Annotated in this window: 16 protein-coding genes; 5 read left to right on the top strand and 11 right to left on the bottom strand. The window is 72.6% G+C overall.

Annotation, left to right across the window (positions count from 1 at the left end; genetic code table 11):
- Positions 1 to 30 precede the first annotated feature (30 nt).
- The 9 genes from GCG21_RS00080 to dacB all read right to left on the bottom strand — a co-directional run bounded on the left by GCG21_RS00080 (position 31) and on the right by dacB (position 10,410).
- Positions 31 to 519 carry a DUF3180 domain-containing protein gene (locus tag GCG21_RS00080; RefSeq protein ID WP_152817207.1) on the bottom strand — a complete coding sequence of 163 codons (489 nt, stop codon included), beginning with the start codon at positions 517 to 519 and terminating at the stop codon, positions 31 to 33.
- Between the two features lie 6 nt (positions 520 to 525).
- On the bottom strand, positions 526 to 2,649 hold the full coding sequence (gene folK, locus GCG21_RS16030; protein ID WP_194164857.1) for a 2-amino-4-hydroxy-6-hydroxymethyldihydropteridine diphosphokinase: 2,124 nt from the start codon (positions 2,647 to 2,649) through the stop codon (positions 526 to 528).
- A gap of 9 nt (positions 2,650 to 2,658) precedes the next feature.
- Positions 2,659 to 3,489, bottom strand: coding sequence for a dihydropteroate synthase (gene folP / locus GCG21_RS00070; protein WP_370460169.1), 831 nt, complete (start codon positions 3,487 to 3,489; stop codon positions 2,659 to 2,661).
- Positions 3,490 to 3,510: 21 nt separating this feature from the next.
- On the bottom strand, positions 3,511 to 4,086 hold the full coding sequence (gene folE / locus GCG21_RS00065) for a GTP cyclohydrolase I FolE (RefSeq protein WP_152817206.1): 576 nt from the start codon (positions 4,084 to 4,086) through the stop codon (positions 3,511 to 3,513).
- Complete coding sequence (gene ftsH, locus GCG21_RS00060) at positions 4,083 to 6,155, bottom strand: ATP-dependent zinc metalloprotease FtsH (RefSeq protein ID WP_152817205.1); 2,073 nt, start codon at positions 6,153 to 6,155, stop codon at positions 4,083 to 4,085. Before ftsH ends, folE begins: the two co-directional genes overlap by 4 nt.
- 124 nt (positions 6,156 to 6,279) lie before the next feature.
- Complete coding sequence (gene hpt / locus GCG21_RS00055; protein ID WP_370517171.1) at positions 6,280 to 6,828, bottom strand: hypoxanthine phosphoribosyltransferase; 549 nt, start codon at positions 6,826 to 6,828, stop codon at positions 6,280 to 6,282.
- 4 nt (positions 6,829 to 6,832) lie between these two features.
- Positions 6,833 to 8,023 carry a tRNA lysidine(34) synthetase TilS gene (gene tilS, locus GCG21_RS00050; RefSeq protein ID WP_152817203.1) on the bottom strand — a complete coding sequence of 397 codons (1,191 nt, stop codon included), beginning with the start codon at positions 8,021 to 8,023 and terminating at the stop codon, positions 6,833 to 6,835.
- Positions 8,024 to 8,026: 3 nt separating this feature from the next.
- Complete coding sequence (locus tag GCG21_RS00045) at positions 8,027 to 9,055, bottom strand: zinc-dependent metalloprotease (RefSeq protein ID WP_370517170.1); 1,029 nt, start codon at positions 9,053 to 9,055, stop codon at positions 8,027 to 8,029.
- A complete protein-coding gene (gene dacB / locus GCG21_RS00040; protein ID WP_194164856.1) occupies positions 9,052 to 10,410 on the bottom strand; it encodes a D-alanyl-D-alanine carboxypeptidase/D-alanyl-D-alanine-endopeptidase in 1,359 nt (452 codons plus the stop codon). The genes GCG21_RS00045 and dacB overlap by 4 nt, the downstream gene beginning before the upstream one ends.
- A gap of 140 nt (positions 10,411 to 10,550) precedes the next feature.
- Between dacB and GCG21_RS00035 the strand changes: the two genes are divergently transcribed.
- A complete protein-coding gene (locus tag GCG21_RS00035; RefSeq protein ID WP_153879122.1) occupies positions 10,551 to 11,039 on the top strand; it encodes an inorganic diphosphatase in 489 nt (162 codons plus the stop codon).
- A gap of 241 nt (positions 11,040 to 11,280) precedes the next feature.
- On the opposite strand, the gene GCG21_RS17125 is transcribed toward GCG21_RS00035, so the two are convergent.
- Positions 11,281 to 12,672, bottom strand: a complete 1,392-nt coding sequence (locus GCG21_RS17125) for a C40 family peptidase (protein ID WP_152817201.1) — start codon at positions 12,670 to 12,672, stop codon at positions 11,281 to 11,283.
- 532 nt (positions 12,673 to 13,204) lie between these two features.
- Between GCG21_RS17125 and GCG21_RS00025 the strand changes: the two genes are divergently transcribed.
- The gene (locus GCG21_RS00025) at positions 13,205 to 14,545 is read left to right on the top strand and encodes a bifunctional o-acetylhomoserine/o-acetylserine sulfhydrylase (protein ID WP_152817200.1); all 1,341 of its coding nucleotides are present in this window, start codon (positions 13,205 to 13,207) and stop codon (positions 14,543 to 14,545) included.
- 154 nt (positions 14,546 to 14,699) lie between these two features.
- On the top strand, positions 14,700 to 15,791 hold the full coding sequence (locus GCG21_RS00020; protein ID WP_152817663.1) for a homoserine O-acetyltransferase: 1,092 nt from the start codon (positions 14,700 to 14,702) through the stop codon (positions 15,789 to 15,791).
- Here GCG21_RS00020 and GCG21_RS00015 read toward each other — a convergent pair.
- Positions 15,776 to 16,789: a Gfo/Idh/MocA family protein gene (locus tag GCG21_RS00015; protein WP_152817199.1), complete on the bottom strand. Its 1,014-nt coding sequence runs from the start codon at positions 16,787 to 16,789 to the stop codon at positions 15,776 to 15,778. The two genes, GCG21_RS00020 and GCG21_RS00015, sit on opposite strands and share 16 nt — an antisense overlap.
- Before the next feature lie 72 nt (positions 16,790 to 16,861).
- Between GCG21_RS00015 and GCG21_RS00010 the strand changes: the two genes are divergently transcribed.
- Together GCG21_RS00010 and GCG21_RS00005 are read left to right on the top strand one after the other, a co-directional pair.
- Positions 16,862 to 17,992 carry an alpha/beta hydrolase gene (locus GCG21_RS00010; protein WP_152817198.1) on the top strand — a complete coding sequence of 377 codons (1,131 nt, stop codon included), beginning with the start codon at positions 16,862 to 16,864 and terminating at the stop codon, positions 17,990 to 17,992.
- Positions 17,993 to 18,128: 136 nt separating this feature from the next.
- The coding region (locus tag GCG21_RS00005) for a beta-N-acetylglucosaminidase domain-containing protein (protein WP_152817197.1) at positions 18,129 to 20,884 on the top strand (2,756 nt) is incomplete at its 3' end.

The following is a 20,884-nucleotide window of genomic DNA, read 5'->3' as shown; positions in this document are numbered from 1 at the left end:
AGTGATCGCCATTGTTCCATCCCGGGGCGGTCAGGCGGCCCGGGGCGGTCCGGGCGGGCGGTTCTCGGGCTCGTCGTCGTCCGGCGGGATCCGGCAGCACCATTGGGCGAGCAGGCCGGCGCCCGCGAGCGCCAGCGCCGCCACGAGGGCGGCCGCGGCGGTCACGAGCACGAGCTGTGGTTCGGGGGCGGGGAGGCGGGGGATGCTCACGAGCACCTGGCCCGCGCAGTAGCCGGCCTGGAGCGCCCCGGCGATGCCCGCGGCCTGCCCGAGCACGAGGGTGCGGGTGGCCCCGATGGGGTCGATGTGCTCGCCGCGCCGGATCCAGCGGCGGATCCGCAGCCCGAGCGCTGCCACGGCCACCGCTGCGAGCAGGAGGACGACCACGACGGCCCCGGACAGCCGGACCGGGTCGGTGCCGTGCCTCTCCAGGAGTCGCAGCCCGATCGTGAAGCCCGCGGCACTGAGCAGGAAGATGAGCGCGACGACGCGGATGCGCAACGGCCGGATCGGGTTCATGCGCCTCTACTCGGCCTCGTCCCGCCGCACCCGGGCCCACTTGGGGGCCGCCGAGGGCCGCTCCCCCTCGTCCCCGGGGAGCCATGGGAGCGCCCCGGACGCCGCGGGCGCATCGCCGGGGTGGCCGGGCCCGGCCGAGCCGACTGGATCGGCAGGGCCGGCCGGATCGGCGGGATCGGCGGACACAGCTGGATCGGCGGACGCAACTGGATCGGCGGACGCAGCTGGGTCGGCCGGGTCGGCCGGGTCGGCTGGGTTGGCTGGGTCGGCCGGGTCGGCTGGGTTGGCTGGGTCGGCTGGGTGAGGCCCTGGAATCGACGCGGCACGCGGTGCCGAGAACCCGGGCTCCGGCTCGACCGGGGCGACGGGCGGGACCGGGACGACCGGCTCGACGGGGGCAACGGGCGGGACGGGGGCGACGGGCGGGACGGCGCGGCCGACACTCGTGGGCCGGGACGCGAGCCACTCGGCCACTGCGGGCGCCGATCCGGGGGCAGGCGATGCGGAGGCAGGCGATGTGGAGGCAGGCGCGGCGGGAGCCGGCGCGCCCGGGTCCACTGTCGCGCCCGGGTCCACCGGGGGCGCGAAGGCGGCCGGTCCGGCCTCGGCCGCCTCCCCGGCCGCCCGGAGCGCACGCCGGCTCGGCGGGGTCGCCTCGTCGTCGAAGACCGCGGCCTGTGCCTGCTCGGCCTGTCCGGCAGACTCGGCCTGTTCGTACTGTTCGGCCCGGTCGGGCTCCGGTTCCGCCGCGGCAGCAGGGTCCTCCGCGGCAGCAGAGCCCGCCGACGCCGACTGCCCCACATCGGGCTCGGCATCCGGCTGCTCGGCCGGTTGGTCGGGCTGTTCGCCGGTCGGCTCCCCGTCCAGCACCTCCAACACCTCCGGCACCTGCGGCACCTGCGGCACTGACTCCTCGGGCTCGATGCCTCCGGCCGCAGGGCCCGCCGGCGGCGCGACCGCCATGGAGCGCGGCGGGGCCTCGTTCAGGGCACCGCTGGTGGAGGAGTCGAGCCAGTCGAGCGCGAGCCAGCGAACGCCGTCCCGGTCCGGGGCCAGCTCGGCCAGCTCGGCGACGGCGCCGCCGCCGTACCCCGGCAGGAACGCCTCGGGATCCGCGTGCGACCAGGGCACGAGCACGAAGGCCCGCTCCCGGGCGAGCGGGTGGGGAAGCGAGAGCTCGGGGTCGTCGGAGGTCACGCCGTCGTAGAGGATCAGGTCGACGTCGAGGGTGCGCTCGGTCCACTTGCCGGTGCGCTCGCGCCCGAACTGCCGCTCGATCGCATGCGCCACGGCGAGCAGGTCGAGCGGCGACAGGGTCGTGGTGGCGATGAGGACCGCGTTGAGATAGTCGGGCTGGGCCACGCCGTCGGGCATCGTCACCGCCGCGGTCCGCGCGAGCGGGGAGACGTCGAGGATCGTCAGCCCCTCGACCTCGTCGAGCGCCTGGACGGCGCCCCGCAGCGTCTCCCGCACGTCGCCGATGTTCCCGCCGAGAGCCAGGACCACCTCGGCGGGGGAGGACGGTGCGCTCCGCAGGACGTCCGCGGTCGTGGCCCCGGCGGTCGAGGGCACGCCCTCACTCAACTCGTACTCGGATGCCGCGGCCACCGGGGCCGGCTGCGACGCGGGTGCCGGGGCCGGGACCGCGGTCACGGGGGCCACGGCAGGCACTACGGCGGGCTCGGCCGCCTGCGGGGGCCGGGCTGCGCCGTCCCTGAGCTCCGCGAGCGAGAGCCCCGGGCCCGCGCTTCCGGCGAACGCGCCGGTCGGGGCGGTGCGGGTGATCCGCACCTCGACGTCGGCGCACGGCACGCCGACGGGGGCCTCGGGCTTGTGCACGACGACGTCGGCGCGGCTCGCCCCGTACGAGAGCGCGACGTCGGCGATGCGGGCCGCGAGGGTCTCGATGAGGTTGACCGGGCTGCCGGTGAGGACCCCCGTCACCTCGCGGGCGAGGGCGCTGTAGTCGATCGTGTGCACGAGGTCGTCGGTGCGTGCAGCCGCGGCGGTGTCGACGTACAGCGTGAGATCGGCCGAGAACGGCTGCGCCTGCGCCCGCTCGTCGGCGAGCACGCCGTGGTTGCCCGACCCGGTCAGCCCGACCAGCCGGATGACGTCTTCAGCACTCATGTCCGCTCCTCACGCGATCGACCCGTCCTTCGCCCTGCGCAACGCCCCGGCGACCCGGATCGCGTCGACGGAGGCGCTCACTTCGTGCACCCGCACCCCCCATACTCCCCGCTCCGCCATGAGGGCGGTGACCGCGGCGGTGGCCCGGTCGCGGAACAGCGGGAGGGACTCGGCCCCGTCGTGCGCGAGCAGCTCCCCCAGGAAGCGCTTGCGGGAGGCCCCGATGAGCACCTCGTGACCGAGGGCGGTGAGCTCCTCGATGTGGGCGAGCAGCTGCCAGTTCGCGGCGGCGTCCTTGGCGAACCCGAGGCCCGGGTCCAGCACGATCCGGTCCGGGTCCACGCCCGCGGCGCGGAAGACGGCGACCTGGGCGAGCAGCTCGGCGCTCACCTCCGCCACGACGTCGCGGTACCGGCCGAGGGAGTTCATCACGTCGGAGTGCCCGCGCCAGTGGCTCAGCACGTATCGGCAGCCGCGCTCGGCGATGAGGGCCGGCATCTGCGGATCCGCCCGGCCGCCCGAGACGTCGTTGATGAGCTCGGCTCCGGCGTCGAGCGCCGCGGCGGCGACCTCGGTGCGCATCGTGTCGACGCTCACGCGCGCCCCCTCGGCGGCCAGCTCCGCCACGACCGGGATGATCCGATGCAGTTCCTCGGCGACCGGCACCCGGGCCGCGCCGGGCCGGGTCGACTCCCCGCCGACGTCGACGAGGTCGGCGCCCTGGGCGAGGAGGTGACGGGCGTGGGCCACCGCGACCTCGTGGTCGAGCCATTGCCCGCCGTCGCTGAAGGAATCGGGGGTGACGTTGACCACGCCCATCACCTGCGTGCGTGCATTCACGGGGGCCAGCCTAGGCGAGCCTCAGCCCTGGTGAATCAGGCTGAGGACCTCGGCGCGCGTGGTCGTGTCGCGCATCTGGCCGCGGACCGCGGAGGTGACGGTGCGGGCGCCGCCCTTGCGTACGCCGCGCATCGACATGCACAGGTGCACGCAGTCCATCACCACGATGACCCCGGAGGCGTCCACGAGTTCCACGAGGGCATCGGCGATCTCGCCGGTGAGGCGCTCCTGCACCTGCGGCCGGCGGGCGAACACGTCGACGAGGCGGGCCACCTTGCTCAGGCCCGTCACCCGGCCGCTCGCCGAGGGGATGTAGCCCACGTGCGCGACGCCGTGGAAGGGCAGGAGATGGTGCTCACAGGTGGAGAACACCTCGATGTCGCGCACGAGCACGATCTCCTCGTGGCCGAGGTCGAAGAACGTGCGGACCACGTCCGCGGGATCTTGGCCGATCCCCGAGAACAGCTCCCGGTAGGCGCGGGCCACGCGCGCGGGGGTGTCGAGCAGGCCGGGCCGGTCGGGATCCTCGCCGACCGCGATGAGGAACTCCCGGACCGCCGCCGCCGCCCGCTCCTCGTCGTAGTGCGGGCTCGTCATTCCTGCCCCTGGTCCTCGTCCGGGTGGGGCGGGGTGAGCCCGCCGCCGCCCGGGTGGGGCGCCTGGGGCGAGGGCGGCCGCTGGGTCGGTTCGTCGATCTCGCCGGCCGCTGCGGCCTCGTCCTGCGGCAGCATCGGCGCGTCCCCGGCGGCGATCTCCTTCGAGGAGCGCACCGGCGGAATGTCCGAGACCCCGCGGCTCTGGCTGGAGAGCCACACCGGTCGGGCATCGCGCTTGACGATCGGTGCGAACACCTCGGCCAGTTCCTGCTCGTTGAGGGTCTCCCGCTCGAGCAGCTCGAGCGCGAGGTCGTCGAGCACGGCCCGGTAGGTCGTGAGGATCTCCCACGCCTCGTCGTGCGCGGACTCGATGAGCCGCCGGCTCTCCTCGTCGACCAGCCCGGCGATCTCCTCGGAGTACTCGCGCTGATGCCCCATGTCGCGGCCGAGGAAGACCTCGCCGTCGGCCTGGCCGAGCCGGATCGCGCCGACCCGTTCGCTCATGCCGTATTCCTTGATCATCTTGCGGGCGGTGGCCGTGGCCTTCTCGATGTCGTTCGACGCACCCGTGGTGGGGTCGTGGAAGACGAGCTCCTCGGCGACCCGCCCGCCCATCGCGTAGGCGAGCTGGTCGAGCAGCTCGTTGCGGGTGACCGAGTACTTGTCCTCCGCGGGCATGACCATCGTGTAGCCGAGGGCGCGCCCGCGGGGCAGGATCGTCACCTTGGTCACCGGGTCGGTGTAGCGCAGCGCCGCGGCCACGAGGGCGTGCCCGCCCTCGTGATAGGCCGTGATCTTGCGTTCCTTCTCGTTCATCACGCGGGTCTTCTTCTGCGGCCCGGCGATCACCCGGTCGATGGCCTCGTCCAGGTCGCCGTTGCTCACGACCGGCCGGCCCGAGCGCGCGGTGAGGATCGCGGCCTCGTTGAGCACGTTCGCGAGATCCGCCCCGGTGAATCCCGGGGTCCGCTTGGCCACGGTGTGCATGTCCACGTCCGGGGCCATCGGCTTGCCCTTGGCGTGCACGGCCAGGATCGCCTCGCGGCCCTTGAGGTCGGGGGCCTCGACCGCGACCTGTCGGTCGAATCGGCCCGGCCGCAGCAGCGCCGGGTCGAGGATGTCCGGGCGGTTCGTGGCGGCGATCATGATGACGTTCGTCGTCGCGTCGAAGCCGTCCATCTCGACGAGCATCTGGTTGAGGGTCTGCTCGCGCTCGTCGTGGCCGCCGCCGAGCCCGGCGCCGCGGTGGCGCCCGACCGCGTCGATCTCGTCGATGAAGATGATCGCCGGGGCGTTCGCCTTCGCCTGCTCGAACAGGTCGCGCACGCGCGAGGCCCCGACGCCGACGAACATCTCCACGAAGTCCGAACCGGAGATGGAGTAGAACGGGGCCCCGGCCTCGCCCGCGACCGCCCGGGCGAGCAGGGTCTTCCCGGTGCCCGGCGGGCCGTAGAGCAGCACCCCCTTGGGCACCTTGGCGCCGACGGCCTGGAACCGCGCGGGCTCGGTGAGGAACTCCTTGATCTCGCCCAGTTCCTCGACCGCCTCCTCGACGCCCGCCACGTCGGCGAACGTGGCCGTCGGCGTCTCCTTCGACACCTGCTTGGCCTTCGACTTGCCGAAGTTCATCATCTTCGAGTTGCCGCCCTGCATGCGGCTCATGAGGAACCAGAACACCCCGACCAGCAGCAGCACGGAGAGCATGGTCATGAGCAGCGAGGACCACCACGGCGACTGCGGCACCACGGAGTTGTAGCCCTTGGGCGGATCGGCCTTGGTCACGGCCTCGACCACGGCCGGGCCCTGCGGCGCCGTGTAGTAGAACCGGACGAGCTTGCCCTTGTCCTCGCCGCCGACCTTGAAGTCCTTGGTCAGGGTGAGGTCGACCCGCTGATAACCATCGGTCATCTCGACCTGCTCGACCGTGTCCCCGGCGAGCAGCTCGAGCCCAGCGGACGTGTCGATCTCCTGGGGGCTGCCGCCGCCGAGGAGTCGCATGCCGAAGTAGACGACCACGAGCACGACGACGATCCAGATGATCGATCCGCGGAGCAATTTCTTGGAGTTCATATCCTGGTGGGGTCGCCCCCATCCCTCCTGGTGATGGTTCTCTCGAGGGTGACGGTATCCGAACGGACGCCCGGGCGCCGCATGCGTTCGCCCAGGGCACGTGCCCCGGCCCGGCCGGAACCGCTCATGCGCTGTACACGTGCGGGGCGAGCGAGGCCAGGAACGGAAGGTTGCGGTACTTCTCGTCCCAGTCCAGCCCGTATCCGACCACGAACTCGCCGGGGATGTCGAAGCCGACGTACTTCACGTCCACGTTCGCCTGGAGCGCCTCCGGCTTGCGCAGGAGCGCCGCGATCTCGAGGCTGGCCGGGTTGCGCGAGCGCAGGTTCGAGGCGAGCCACGACAGCGTGAGCCCGGAGTCGATGATGTCCTCGACGATGAGCACATGGCGTCCGTGCAGGTCGGTGTCGAGGTCCTTGAGGATCCGCACGACTCCCGAGGAGCGGGTGCCGGAACCGTAGGAGGAGACCGCCATCCAGTCCATCCGGACCCGGGTGTGCAGCTTGCGCGAGAGGTCCGCCATGACCATGACCGCGCCCTTGAGCACGCCGATGAGCAGCAGGTCCTCCCCCTCGTAGTCCGCGTCGATCCGGGCGGCCAGCTCGGTCAGCCGCTCCGCGATCTGGTCCTCGGTGAGGAGAATCCGGTCGAAGTCCTCGTTGCTCGCGTGCACGCGGTCATTCTCCTGCGGTTCGATGAGTGGGTCGATGGGCGGCTCGGGCGCTGCGGCACCGTTCGGTCGGCCGCACCAGGCTAAGCCTGCCATATCCGCGCGAGACCTCGACTCCGCCCGGCACCACGATGGGTCCCTGCCCATGCCAGTCGGCGATCAGCCCCGTCACCGCGAGCACGTGCACGTGGCCGAGCGCCCCCGCCGGCGCCCCGGCGTGCAGCAGCAGTCCCCGCAGGACCCGCCCGAGGACCGCCGCCGGCAGGTGCTCCAATGCCTCGATCGCCACGGCGAGCGCATGGACGACGTCCCCCGCCTCTCCCCGGTCGGAACCGCGGGCCGTTCCCGGCTCGCCCCGCTCGCCCCGTTCGCCCTGCTCGCCCCGTTCGTCCTGATCGCCCTGTTCGCCCTCGAGCAGTCCGGCAAGCACGTCGGCCGCGAGCCGGTCGAGGTGGTCGGCGTCCTGCCCGGCGAGGGTGGCGGTGCGGGCCAGCGCCGACACCGGGTCCTGGCCGAGCGCCGCCGCGAGCGCGGGCAGGACCCGAGCCCGCACGGCCGCCCGCGGCAGCGCCGTCCCGGCCGCCGTGCGCCAGGGGCCGTCGGGATCGTTCGTCGGGTCGTGCCACACGTCCAGGCCGAGGTCGCGGCAGGCGCGCTCGGTCTGCGCTCGCCGCACCCCGAGCAGGGGCCGCCACAGCCGGCCCCGGACCGCGGCCATGCCGGCGAGCGCCCGGGTCCCGGATCCGCGGGCGAGGGCGAGCAGCACCGTCTCGGCCTGATCCTCCATCGTGTGGCCGAGCAGGACGGCGCGCGCGCCCGACTCGGCGCGGGCGTCGGCGAGGGCGCGCAGCCGGCGGTTGCGGGCCTCCCCCTCCGGCCCGGCAGAGCCGGCAGAGTCGGCGGCCCGGTACACGAGCACCGGGTCGAGGCCGAGGGCGCGCCCCTGCTCGGCCACCCGGGCGGCCTGGGCGGCGCTGCCGGGTTGCAGGGCGTGGTCCACGGTGACGAGCCCGGCGCGCAGGCCGAGCCGCGGCGCACAGAACGCGAGCTGGGCCGCGAGCGCGAGGGAGTCCGCTCCGCCCGAGCAGGCCGCGAGCACGAGATCTCCGCGCTCGAGCGCGCCGGCGGTGAGCCGTTCGACGAGCAGGGAGCGCACGCCGGCGCGGACGGCGGCCGTCGCGGGGTCGAGGGCCGGCATCGCTCAGCCGTGCACCCGCCGCACCCACGTCCGAGGTGCGGCCACTTCCGCGGCGGTGGGCAGGTACTCGGCCCCGGTGAACACGGCGTTGAATCCGTCGTGGCCGACCCGGCGGGTCACGGCCCGCACGAACGCGGCCCCGGCGCGGTACTGCTCGAGCTTGGCGTCCATCCCGAGGAGGCGACGCACCACCCGATCGACCCGGCCCGGCCGGTCGCGGCGACGGTTGAAGACGCGCCGGATCCGCGCCACCGTGGGCACCACCCCGGGGCCGACCGCGTCCATCACGACGTCGGCATGCCCCTCGAGCAGGCTCATGACCGCCATGACCTCCGCCATGCGTTCCTCCTCCTCGGCCGTCAGGACCGCGCCGAGCAGCGCCCCTCCCGAGGAGGGGGTCGCAGGCCGCTCCCGCAGGAGATCGGGCAGGGAGCGCAGCAGGTCGCCGAGCCGGTCGGAGGGGTCGTGGGCCATCGACGACACGAGCTCGTTCATCGCGGTGCCGAGGTGGTCGGCGAGCCAGGGCGCGGCGGCGAACTGCACGGCGTGGGTCTGTTCGTGCAGGCACACCCACAGGCCGAAGTCGCTCTCGTCGACCCCGAGGGCGCGATGGACCTGCACGATGTTCGGGGCCACGACGAACAGGCGCCGGGTGAACGGGTCGAACTGGCCGAGGACCCGGGTGCTGAGCAGCGCGAGCGCCGCCCCGATCTCGGCACCGGCGGCGCCGCGCCCGAGCGCGGAGACGGGCGGCAGCTCGGCGGTGAGCGCGGTGGAGAACGACTCGATGTTCGCGCCCGCCCAGCGGGGCCGGTCCACGATGAGCCGGTCGAAGCCGGCGGCGGCGGCCGCGGCACCGGTCAGCCCGGTCACGTCGGCCACGTGCTCCGGTGCGGCGGCCGCGTGGGCGCGCAGCCGGGCCACGATCCCGACGAGCTCGGTCCGGTCCACGGCGGGCCCGGCCGGGGCGAGGGCGGTGGCGACGGCGCGGGCGCGGTGCCAGTCCACCGGACCGGTGTTCGGGCCCGTCACAGCCGTGTCATCTCGGTGAAGAAGTCGTCGATCGCGGCACGGGTCGGATCGAGGCCACCGCTCACCTCATCGGCCATGGCCACCACGACGAGCACCCGGTCCGCGGCGGTGTGCACGAGTCCGGCCATGGTCACGGTGGCGCGCAGGCTACCGGTCTTCGCGGCGACGAGGCCGGCCGCGGGCCCGCCCGTGAACCGCGCGGAGAGCGTTCCCTCGAGGCCGGCGACCGGCAGGCCCCGGATGGCGGCCAGCAGCTGGGGATGCTGCGGGGAGGCAGCCAGCCGCAGGGTCTGGGCGAGCGCGGTCGGGGTGATCTGGTTGGCGGAGGAGAGCCCGGAGGAGTCCGAGAGCTCGACCCCGGCGGTGTCCACCCCGAGGCCGGTGAGCTGGGCGAGGACGGCGGTGCCCGCGCCCGCGAAGCTCGGTTCCGCACCGGTCTCGGTCGCGACGAGCCGCCCGAGGCCCTCGGCGAGGATGTTCTCCGACACGATGAGGGTGTGGGCCACGATGTCGGCGAGCGGGGCCGATCGGACCGAGCCGAGTTCGTCGCCGCCCGCGGCCCGGCCCGTCACGGGTTCGGACTCCTGGGTGATCCCGGCGTCGGCCAGCGCCGAGGCGAACGCGGTCAGGGCGTCGGCACCGGGATCCCCCGAGCGCCTCGCGCCGTCCGTCCGCTGTCCCATGTCGACGGCGATCGGGGCCATGGGCATCGCCCATCCTCCGGCGAGATCGGTCTCGTCCCAGCGCGGCGCGAGCCGGGGGCCGGTCCAGCGGCTCTCGTCGAGCACGACTCGGGAGACGGAGCTGCGCCCGTTCTCCCGGAGCGCGGCCGCGACCTCGTCGGCCAGGTCGGCGAGCCCGGCGTGCCCGATGACCTCGTCGGGATCGCCCGCACCGGCGGCGAGCGTCAGGTCGCCCCCGGCCACGAGCGTGATCGCCTCCGGGTCCTCGGCCGATCCGCTCACGACCGATGTGGTGAACCGATAGCCGGGCCCGGCCGCCTGCAGGGCCGCGACGGCGGTGAGGACCTTCGTGGTCGAGGCCGGCACGCGGGCCTCGGCCGCCTCGTGGGCGCCGATCACGTCGCCGCTGAGCAGATCCATGACGAGGACCCCGGCGGCCCCGACCCGGGCGTCCCCCACGAAGGACCCGATGGCCGCATCGACGTCGGCGGGCGCGGGTCCGGCCGCGGTGGGGTCCAGTTCGAGCAGCTTGACCTGCTGGGGGGCTCCCGGGCTCACCGACGGAAACGGGGCGGGGTCGGGCCACGGCTCGGTTAGAGTGAGCGGTCCGGGCACGATGTCGTAGACGTCGGCAGTGACGTATCCCCCGCCGAGTAGGACCGCGATCAGCACGATCGGGATCCAGGTTCGGGGGCGACGGCGTCGCGTACGGGGACTTCCTGCCATAGCAGTTCAGTATCCCTTACGGCCTGGAGTGGGATTGACCTGTACCTCATGTCGATGAGGCACACAGCTACTCGGGAGAGGTAACCGTGGACTTCGACGTCACCATCGAGATCCCCAAGGGACAGCGCAACAAGTACGAGGTGGATCACGAGACCGGCCGCATCCGGCTCGATCGGATGCTCTTCACCTCCACCCGGTACCCGGACGACTACGGGTTCATCGACGGCACTCTCGGGGAGGACGGCGACCCGCTCGACGCCCTCGTGCTGCTCGAGGAGCCCACGTTCCCCGGCTGCCTCATCCGCTGCCGCGCCCTCGGGATGTTCCGGATGCGCGACGAGGCCGGCGGCGACGACAAGGTGCTCTGCGTGCCCAAGGGCGACCAGCGCGCCTCCTGGCGCAACGACATCGACGACGTGTCGGAGTTCCACCGGCTGGAGATCCAGCACTTCTTCGAGGTCTACAAGGAGCTCGAGCCCGGCAAGTCCGTCGAGGGCGCGCACTGGGTCGGCCGCGAGGACGCCGAGGCGGAGATCATGCGCTCGTTCGAGCGGGCCAAGACGGCCGGCTACTGAACCGGCTGCTCGTCTCCCCAGCTGGTCCCGCACAACCGATCCAACCGGCTCGTCAACCGGCTGCAAGGGGCCGCAAGCGGCCGCAATCGGCCGCAATCGGCACTGCGCGAATAAGGGGCCGGTCACCTTCCCCGGGTGACCGGCCCCTTATTCGTTCGACGAGCCCTTGTTCGTTCGCCGACCACCGCCGGCCCGTGGGACCGACCGGGCTCACCGGGCTCACTCAGCCGGCCCTCCCCTGCTAGAAACGCACCGCCTGCGGCAGCACGTTCGTCCAGTACATCGGCACGAGCTCGACGGTCTTCCCGGCGGACGGGGCGTGCAGCCGCATCCCGTTCCCGGCGTAGATCGCCACGTGATAGATCCCGGAGGGGCCGCTGCTGCTGTAGAAGAACAGGTCCCCCGGCTTCATCTGGTCGACCGGCACGTGCGTGCCCGCGTAGTACTGCGACCGGGAGGTGCGCGGCAGGTTGATCCCGGCCCGCTTGAAGGCCTGCATCGTCAGGCCCGAGCAGTCGTAGGAGTTCGGGCCTGCGGCGCCGTAGACGTAGGGCTTGCCGATCTGGGTCTTGGCCCACTCGAGCGCGACCTGGCCGGCGCCCGAGGGTGCGGGCGGCTTCGGCTCCGGATCCGGCTTCGGGGTGGGCTTCGGGCTGGGTTTCGGACTGGGCTTGGCCGACGGCGTCGGGTCCGGCTTCGGTGCGACGCTCGGGCGCGGATCGGGCGCGGTCGTGGGCGGGGCGGTGGTGGGCGGCGCGGTCGTGGGCCGTTCCGACGCGGAGGTGTCGCCCGGATCGCTCGGGCCGGCCGATCCGTTGGTCGACGTCTCGGACGGCCCCGGGTTCCGCGCGGCATCCTCGATCGCGGCCCGGGCCGCGGCGTTCTCACGCTCCCGACGCTCGGCGTCGAGGGCATCCTGACGCTCCCGCTCCATCGCCACGGAGGTGTTCCGCAGGTCCGCCAGCTGGTGGATCAGCTCGTCGCGGCGCTGCTGCGACGCGGCGACGGCCGACTCGGCGGCCTGCGCACTCGCCGCCGCCTCGGCGTCGGCCTCGGCCAGCGCCGCGGTGGCGACCTGCTGCTCCGCCACGGCCTCGTCCGCGTTCTCGCGGGCGTGGCTCGCAACGACCTCGGCGGCCTCCATCCGCTGCAGGGCGCCCTCGGCGCTCGTGCCGAGCACGCTGAACGTGTTCGCGGAATTGATGGCGTCGGTGATGCCGTCGGCCTCGAGGAACATGCTCAGCTGGGAGAAGCTGCCGCCGTTGCGGTAGGCCGACATCGCGATCGCGGCGACCGCGGCGCGCGCCTCGTCCCGTTCCGCGTTGGCGGCGGTGAGCGCCTCCTGCGCCTCGGCGGCCGCGGACTCGGCCTGGTCGAGTTCGACGGTGGCGTCGTTGAAGTCCTCGGCGGCGATCTGGGACTGGAGCGTCGCCCGGTCCAACTCGGCCGAGTTGGTGGCCAGTTCCACCTCGAGTTCGGCGACCTGGCGGCTCGTGTCCTCCGCCTGTTCGTTCACGGCGGCGATGTCGTCATCGCTGGGAGCCGCCGCCGCCGGGGGAAGGATGATCATGGCCGCCACCAGGCCGCCACCGGCGATGACCGCCGAGCGGCCGAGCCACCGTCGCTTCTTCACACGCGCACCTTCCATCGACTTCGCCGGGCCGCGGGGAATCGCCCGGCTTCTCGTCACCCTCCGGCGCGTTGACTTCGTCGACGACTCTCCCGCCAGGGTCACCCGCGCCACCCTACTGAACTTTCGCAACGAAGTGAACACCCGCCTCTACACCCACATACGTTTCTCCCTTCGCTTTCATCACACGAGTCACATACGTCACTCCGATCACGCTGGTCACGGCCGTCGAGCGAACCGCACCGGTCGGACCGCGCGGACCGCAGGAGCCGCACGGCCGCAGGGCAGGGTGTCCGCATCGTGGACCCCCCTGTGCTCACGGGCACGAGCGGCCTATCGTGGTCGTCATGTTCCTTCGAATGTGCCGCTGACGCGCACGTTCGCCCTGCCCCGAGAACTTCAGTTCTGGCCAGACGGCCTGAAGTCACCGGGGTCGCGCCGCACGGCGTGCGCACCGCCATCACCCCCACAGGGATGACTGGTTCCGCGCTGCGTCGGGCCGTACCATCCCGCCGATCACTGGAGAGCTAGCCCGATGAGTACCACCTGGAACTTCGAGACCCGACAGGTCCACGCCGGCCAGACCCCCGACGAGACCACCGGCTCCCGCGCCCTGCCGATCTACCAGACCACCTCGTTCGTGTTCAAGGACACCGACGAGGCCGCGGCCCGCTTCGCGTTGAGCGACCTCGGCCCGATCTACACCCGGATCACCAACCCGACCACGGCCGTCGTCGAGGAGCGCGTCGCCTCCCTCGAGGGCGGGGTCGGCGCACTCCTCGTCGCGTCCGGACAGTCCGCCGAGTTCGTCGCGATCCTCAACATCGCCGAGGCGGGCGACCACGTCGTCGCCTCCCCCTCCCTCTACGGCGGCGCCTACAACCTGCTCCACCACACCCTGCCCAAGCTCGGCATCGAGGTCACCTTCGTCGAGGACCCCGACGACCCGCAGTCCTGGCAGGCCGCGATCCGGCCCAACACGAAGCTGTTCTACGGCGAGTCGATCCCCAACCCCAAGGGTGACATCCTCGACATCGAGGCCGTCGCCGCGGTCGCCCACTCCTTCGGCGTCCCCCTCGTCGTGGACAACACGGTGGCGACCCCCTACCTGCTGCGCCCGCTCGAGTGGGGGGCCGACGTCGTCATCCATTCGGCGACCAAGTTCCTCGGCGGGCACGGCAACTCGATCGCCGGGGTGATCGTCGACGGCGGGTCCTTCGACTACGCCCAGCACCCCGAGCGCTTCCCCGGATTCAACACCCCCGACGCCAGCTACCACGGCCTCACCTACGCCAAGGATCTGGGCGTCGGCGGCCCGTTCGGGGCGAACCTCTCCTACATCCTCAAGGCCCGCGTGCAGCTGCTCCGCGACCTCGGCCCGGCCGCGAGCCCGTTCAACGCGTTCCTCATCGCCCAGGGCATCGAGACCCTCTCGCTGCGCCTCGAGCGCCACATCGAGAACACCCACAAGGTGGCCGAGTTCCTCGACGGGCACGCGCAGGTGCTCTCGATCAACTGGGCCTCGCTGCCGTCGAGCCCGTACTACGAGCTCGCGCGCAAGTACACCCCCCAGGGCGCGGGCGCGGTCATCTCCTTCGAGATCGCCGGCGGGCTCGCGGCGGGCAAGGCCTTCGTCGACGCACTCCAGCTGCACTCCCTCGTCGCGAACATCGGCGACGTGCGCTCGCTCGTCATCCACCCGGCCTCGACCACGCACAGCCAGCTCACCCCCGAGGAGCAGGCGGCGAGCAGCGTCACACCGGGCTTGGTCCGGTTGTCTGTCGGAATCGAGCACATCGGGGATATCCTCGACGACTTGACCCTCGGATTCGCCGCGGCCGCCGCCGTGACCACCGAATCCGCGGCCACCGTCTGAGGACCGATGCGAGGTGAGCTCCGTGACCATCCGTTCCGAAGGCGACCCTGCGCGGCGGCCCGCCGCGACGGGCCGGCCGCATCCCGTGCGGCTGCCGTCGCGCCCACGCACCCTGCCGCCGGTCATCCCGGCCACGGGCGGGTGGCGTGAGGACATGCCTGCCGGGATGAGGAGATTCATGGACCTGGGGCCCCTCCACCTCGAGGCGGGTGGCCGGCTTCCGGCCGTCCGCATGGCGTACCAGACGTGGGGCGAGCTGAACGCCGAGGGAAGCAACGCCGTCCTCATCCTGCATGCTCTCACCGGCGACTCCCACGTCGCCGGTGAGAGCATGGCCGGTCACCCCTCGGACGGTTGGTGGGGTGGCATCGTGGGCCCGGGCCTGGCGATCGACACGGACGAGTACTTCGTCGTCGCCCCCAACGTCCTCGGCGGCTGTCAGGGTTCGACCGGCCCCTCCTCGCCCGCCCCGAACGGCACCCCGTGGGGCTCGCGCTTCCCGTACCTGACCACCCGGGACCAGGTCGCCGCGGAGGCCGACCTGGCCGACCGGCTCGGGATCGGCACGTGGGCGCTCGTGGTCGGCGGATCGATGGGCGGGCACCGGGCCCTGGAGTGGGCAGCCGGCCATCCGAGCCGGGTCGCCGCCGTGGCCGCGATCGCCACGTGTGCCCAGACGAGCGGCGACCAGATCGCGTGGGCCCACCCGCAGCTCGCCGCCATCCAGGCCGATCCGAACTTCCGCGGCGGCGACTACTACGACGCGGCCGACAACGAGGGCCCGCACGTGGGCCTGACGATCGCCCGCCAGATCGCGCACACGACCTACCGCAGCGCGCTCGAGCTCGACGAACGGTTCGGCCGCCTCCCCCAGGGCGGCGAGGAGCCGCTCGGCGGCGGCGGCCGCTTCGCGGTGCAGTCCTACCTCGACCATCACGGCGGCAAGCTGGCCCGCCGCTTCGACGCGAACTCCTACCTCGTGCTCACGCACACGATGCTCACCCACGACCTCGGGCGCGACCGCGGCGGGGTCGAGGCGGCGCTCGCCGGCATCACCGCGCGCGTGCTCGCGATCGGCGTGGACTCCGACCGACTGTTCCCGGTGTCGCAGTCACGCCGCATCGCCGAGGGCGCCGGCGGCTCGTATCGCGAGATCAGCTCGGCGTACGGGCACGACGGCTTCCTCATCGAATCCGATCAACTCGGTGCGATCCTCACCGAGTTCCTCGCTCACTCCCGCTCGTAGAGTTCGACCCCGAGGTCGTCGGCCGCCTGCTGCAGGATCGTCTGGACGGCGAGGCTCGCCTCGAGCGGCATGGTCGCCGACTCGCTCGCTCCCCGGGCGAGGCAGTCGTGCACCTCGTCGAACTCGTGCGCGTAGCCGGCCCCGCGTGGTGGCAGATGGAAGACCTCCGGCTCGCCGCTCGTGCGGCCGGCGGCGTCGGGGCGGTGCAGGATCACCCGGTCGGGGTGGTGGAACCGGGGCGGGAGTTCGAGCCAGCCCTCGGTGCCGAACACCCGGGCCATTCCCGGGGAGGGGGCGAGGAAGGACGTGCTCAGCGTCGCCGCCCGGCCGTCCTCATAGGCGAGCAGGTAGGCGCTCTCGGCGTCGGTCCCGGTCGGGAGCAGCGACCCGGAGACCGACACCCGGTCCGGTGCCCCGAGCACGAGGTGGGCGAAGGAGACGACGTACACGCCCAGGTCGAGGATCGTTCCCCCGCCGAGGTCGAGGGCGAAGGTGCGGTCGCGGGGATCGAGCGGCCGGCTCACCCCCAGCTCGGCCTGGACGTTGCGCACCTCGCCGATCGCGCCGTCGGCGATGAGCTGACGCAGCCGCACGACCGCCGGCTGGAAGCGGGTCCACATCGCCTCCATGACGAACGTTCCCGCGGCGCGGGCGGCGGCGACGAGATCCTCGGCGCCGGCGAGCGTGGCGGTGAACGACTTCTCCATGAGCAGCGCCTTGCCGGCCGCGATCACGGCCAGCCCGTGCGCCCGGTGGAAGGAGTGCGGGGTGGCGACGTACACGGCGTCGATCTGCGGGTCGGCGAGCAGCTCCTCGTACGAGCCGTAGGCGCGGGGGATCGCGAACTCCTCGGCGAAGGCCCGGGCACGCTCCGAGGAGCGGGAGGCGACCGCGGCCAGCTCCCCGCCGGTCACGCTGGCCCAGTCCCGGGCGACGTTGCTCGCGATGCGTCCGGGGCCGAGAATCCCCCACCGCACTGTTCCTGCTCCAGCCGTCATGGCCGCTCCTTCCATCGGTCCGCCCACCGTACCCGCCCGTGCGCCCGATGCCCGCGGCGGTATCCTGGCGCCATGGGGGAACGCGTCTTCCATCCGCCGCTCGCGGCCGATGCGTGGCAGGACGACCATCTCGGGCCCGGCTTCCACGCCCGCGCCCTCCCGGCCGTGGGCGGACGCACGCTCGGCACGCTCGTGCGTCACCTGCCCGAACTCGATCCCGACCGCGGCGCGGGTCGGTCCACGGGCACGGCGGCGCACACAGGCACGGATCCCCGGCGGCCGGACCGCCCGCGTGCACCCGGCTACGCCGTGCTGTACGTGCACGGGTGGAGCGACTACTTCTTCAATCGGGAGCTGGCGCGGTTCGTCGCCCGGGCGGGCGGGGCCTTCTACGCGGTCGACCTGCGCCACAACGGGCGGAGCCTGCGCGCGGGCCTGCTGCCCGCCTATATCGAGGACCTGCGGGACTACTTCGACGAACTCGATGCCGCGCTCGCCCACGTCCGCGCCGAGCATCCGGACCTGCCGGTCGTCGTGATCGCGCATTCCCAGGGCGGCCTCACGGCGTCCCTGTGGGCGGCGGAGCGGCTGGGGCCGAGGAGCCGGGTGGGGTCGCGGCCCCACCCGGCGATCGCCGCGCTCGTGCTCAACGCCCCGTGGCTCGACCAGGCCGGGGCGCCGGGGGCGCGCCGGCTCGCGACCCCGGCGGTCACCGCACTCGCCGCGGCGCTGGGCGAGCGGGCACTGCCGATCCCCTCGCCGGGCTTCTACGGCCGCACGATCTGGGCCGAGCACGGCGGGGAGTGGGCGGTCGACCACGACTGGCAGCCCGATCCGGGGGCGCCGATCCGGCCCGCGTGGTTGCGGGCGGTGCTCGCCGGTCAGGCACGCGTGGCGTCCGGCCTGGATCTGCCGATCCCGGTCCTCGTGCTCACCTCGAACCGCACGCTGCTGCGCCCGCGCTGGCACGAGGACATGCGCCGCGCGGACATCGTGATCGACGTGACCCGCGCGTGGCGCCGGGTGCGGGACCTCGGCACCGACACGACGCTGATCAAGGTGCGCGACGCCGTCCACGACGTGTTCCTCTCTCCCCCGGCGGTCCGCGCCCGTGCCTACGACGAGCTCGGGGCCTGGCTCGCCGAGCACGGCTTCCGCGCCGGCACGCCATCGGCACCCACGGGCACCCATGAGCACCCATGAGCACCCATGAGCACTGATCGATTCGCAAATATAACCCCACAACTAGCTCACAATCGCTCATTCGAGGTAGAGTGATCCGAGGTCGGACCGCGACGGGTCCGATCGGGAGCAATGACGCACGCGAAACGGGGTCCTCGTGATCAGTACACACGTCCAGCGCACCGGTGCGGCCACGCGGGCCGCCACGCAGCGCCGGCTCTCTGCCGTCGGAGCGGCCCTGGCCGTGACCGGACTCGCGGTCGCGGGCCTGCTCGCCCCGGTCGATGCCGCGCCGGCGGCCGCAGCCACCGGCGCGAGTGTCGCCGACCTCACCCCGCCCCCACAGGAGGCGCGCGGCGAGGGCGTCCCGATCGACCTGACGGGTGCGGTGACGATCGTAGCCGCGGCCGACGTCGACGCGGTCGCCCTCGCCGCGCTCGAGGTACTCATCGAGACCGCGGGCGGCACGCCCGTGGTCGCGACGGCCCCCGCCGAGGGCGTGACGATCCACCTGGGCACCGACGAGCCGGCCCTCACGGCCGCACTCACCGCGATCGAGGGCCCCTCCCTCACCGACCTGCCCGCCGAGGGCTACGTGCTGGCGAGCGGCACCGCCGACGGGAGGCCGACCCTCGTGCTCGCGGGCGCGGACGGCACCGGCACCTACTACGCGGTCCAGAGCCTGCGACAGCTCATCACCGACGGGATCGCCGCACCGATGAGGGTGCGGGACTTCCCGCTCATGTCGATCCGCGGCACGATCGAGGGCTTCTACGGCACCCCGTGGTCACACGAGGCCCGGATGGACCTGCTCGCCTACTCCGGCGAGCACAAGCTCAACACCTATATCTACACCCCGAAGGACGACCTGCTGCTGCGCTCGAAGTGGCGGGAGCTGTACGCCGGGGACGACCTGGCCGGTATCGCCGAACTCGTGCAGCAGGCCAACGAGCACCACGTGCAGTTCACCTTCGCCCTCTCCCCCGGCAACTCCATCTGCTATTCCTCCCAGGAGGACTTCGACGCGACCATCGCCAAGTTCGACCAGCTGCGCGATCTGGGCGTGCAGTCCTTCTACATCGCCCTCGACGACATCGGCACGAACTCGAACAACCGCTGCCAGGCGGACAAGGACCTCTACCCGAACACCGGGAACTGGCACTGGCTCGCCGACTCCCAGGCCGACTACCTCAACCGGATCCAGACCGAGTACATCGAGCCGAACGGCCTGCGCGACCTGCAGACCGTGCCGACGAACTACAGCGGCTCGGGCGAGGACCCGTACAAGGCGGAGTTCGGAACCCGGTTGAACGACGACATCCGCATCCAGTGGACGGGTGAGGGCGTCTTCTCCGACACGATCACGGTCGACTCGGTCCAGCAGGCCGCAACCAGCTACCGCACGGACCACCTCTACATCTGGGACAACTTCCCGGTGAACGACGGCCGCCGCGACCGCCTCTTCCTCAACCCGCTCACCGGCCGCGACGCCGAGCTGTACAGGTACATCGACGGCTTCACCTCGAACCCGATGATCGAGCCGTACGCCTCGTGGCCGGCGTTGGCGAACTACGCCGACTACACCTGGAACGGCCCGGCCTACGACCCGGACGCCTCGATGGCCGCGGCGCTGCGCGAGCTCGCCGGTGCGGACCCGACCGTCCAGGAGGCACTCACCGCCTTCGCCGACCTGAACCAGTCCTGGCCCTACCGCGGCGCGGTCGTCTACGCCCCGGCGCTCGGCGCCGACATCGACGCCTACGATGCGGGCGACGAGCAGCCCCTGCGGGACCGGCTCGCGCTCATCGCCGCCGCACCACAGATCCTCGCGGGCATGGCCGAGCCGGGCTTCTACGCCGACTCCGAGCCGTGGATCGACGCCGCCGCCCACTGGGCCACGGCCCTCGACCACGAGCTCGACCTGCTCACGGCCCTCGAGTCGGACTACGGCGTCACCGCCGCCGACGCCTTCCTCGCGGCGCGTGCGCAGGTGGCCCTGGCCCATGCCAAGACCGTCGACGACACCGGCGGCGACGGCGTCCTCCACGAGGACGTCATCGTGCCCACGGTGGGTGACGGCCGGTTCGACACCTTCGACGCCGACGCGATGGCGACGTTCACCGACTGGCTCGGCGCCGTGCCGAACGCCGCGGTGAGCGGATACCCGGCGTCCGCCACCTCGTCGATGGGCGCCTACGGCAGCAACGTCACCGACAACATGACCGACGGGGACCCGGCGACCATGTACTGGTCGAACGCGGCACCGGCGGCCGGTGACCACGTCCAGCTCGACCTCGGCCGGGAGCGCGAGATCGGCTCGATCCACATCCAGCAGGGGGGCGACGACGGCGACACGACCGGCGACCTCATCTACGACGCGACGGTCCAGTACTCCCTCGACGGCACCACCTGGACCGACGCGGGCACCTTCTCCGACAGCCCGGTCATCGACGTGGAATTCGACGAGCCCGTCACGGCCAGGTACGTGCGCCTCGTCGCCGCCGGCGGAAGCGGCAAATGGGTGAAGATCCGCGAGTTCGCGGCGCTGCCGATCGCGGACAGGTACCCCTCGACGGCCAGTACGTCGATGGGGACCTACCAGGACGAAGTCGCCGCGAACATGACCGACGGGGATGTCTCGACCAAGTACTGGTCCGATCAGGCACCGGCGGCCGGTGACCACGTCCAGGTCGACCTCGGCCAGGAGCGCGAGATCGGCTCGATCCACATCCAGCAGGGGGGCGACGACGGCGATACGACCGGCGACCTCATCTACGATGCGACGGTCCAGTACTCCCTCGACGGCACCACCTGGACCGACGCGGGCACCTTCTCCGACAGCCCGGTCATCGACGTGGAATTCGACGAGCCCGTCACGGCCAGGTACGTGCGCCTCGTCGCCGCCGGCGGAAG

This window comes from Pseudactinotalea sp. HY160 (assembly GCF_009372055.1).
GTDB lineage: Bacteria > Actinomycetota > Actinomycetes > Actinomycetales > Beutenbergiaceae > HY158.
Note: the sequence above shows the minus strand (reverse complement) of the source record. Positions and strands in the feature narration are given on the sequence as shown.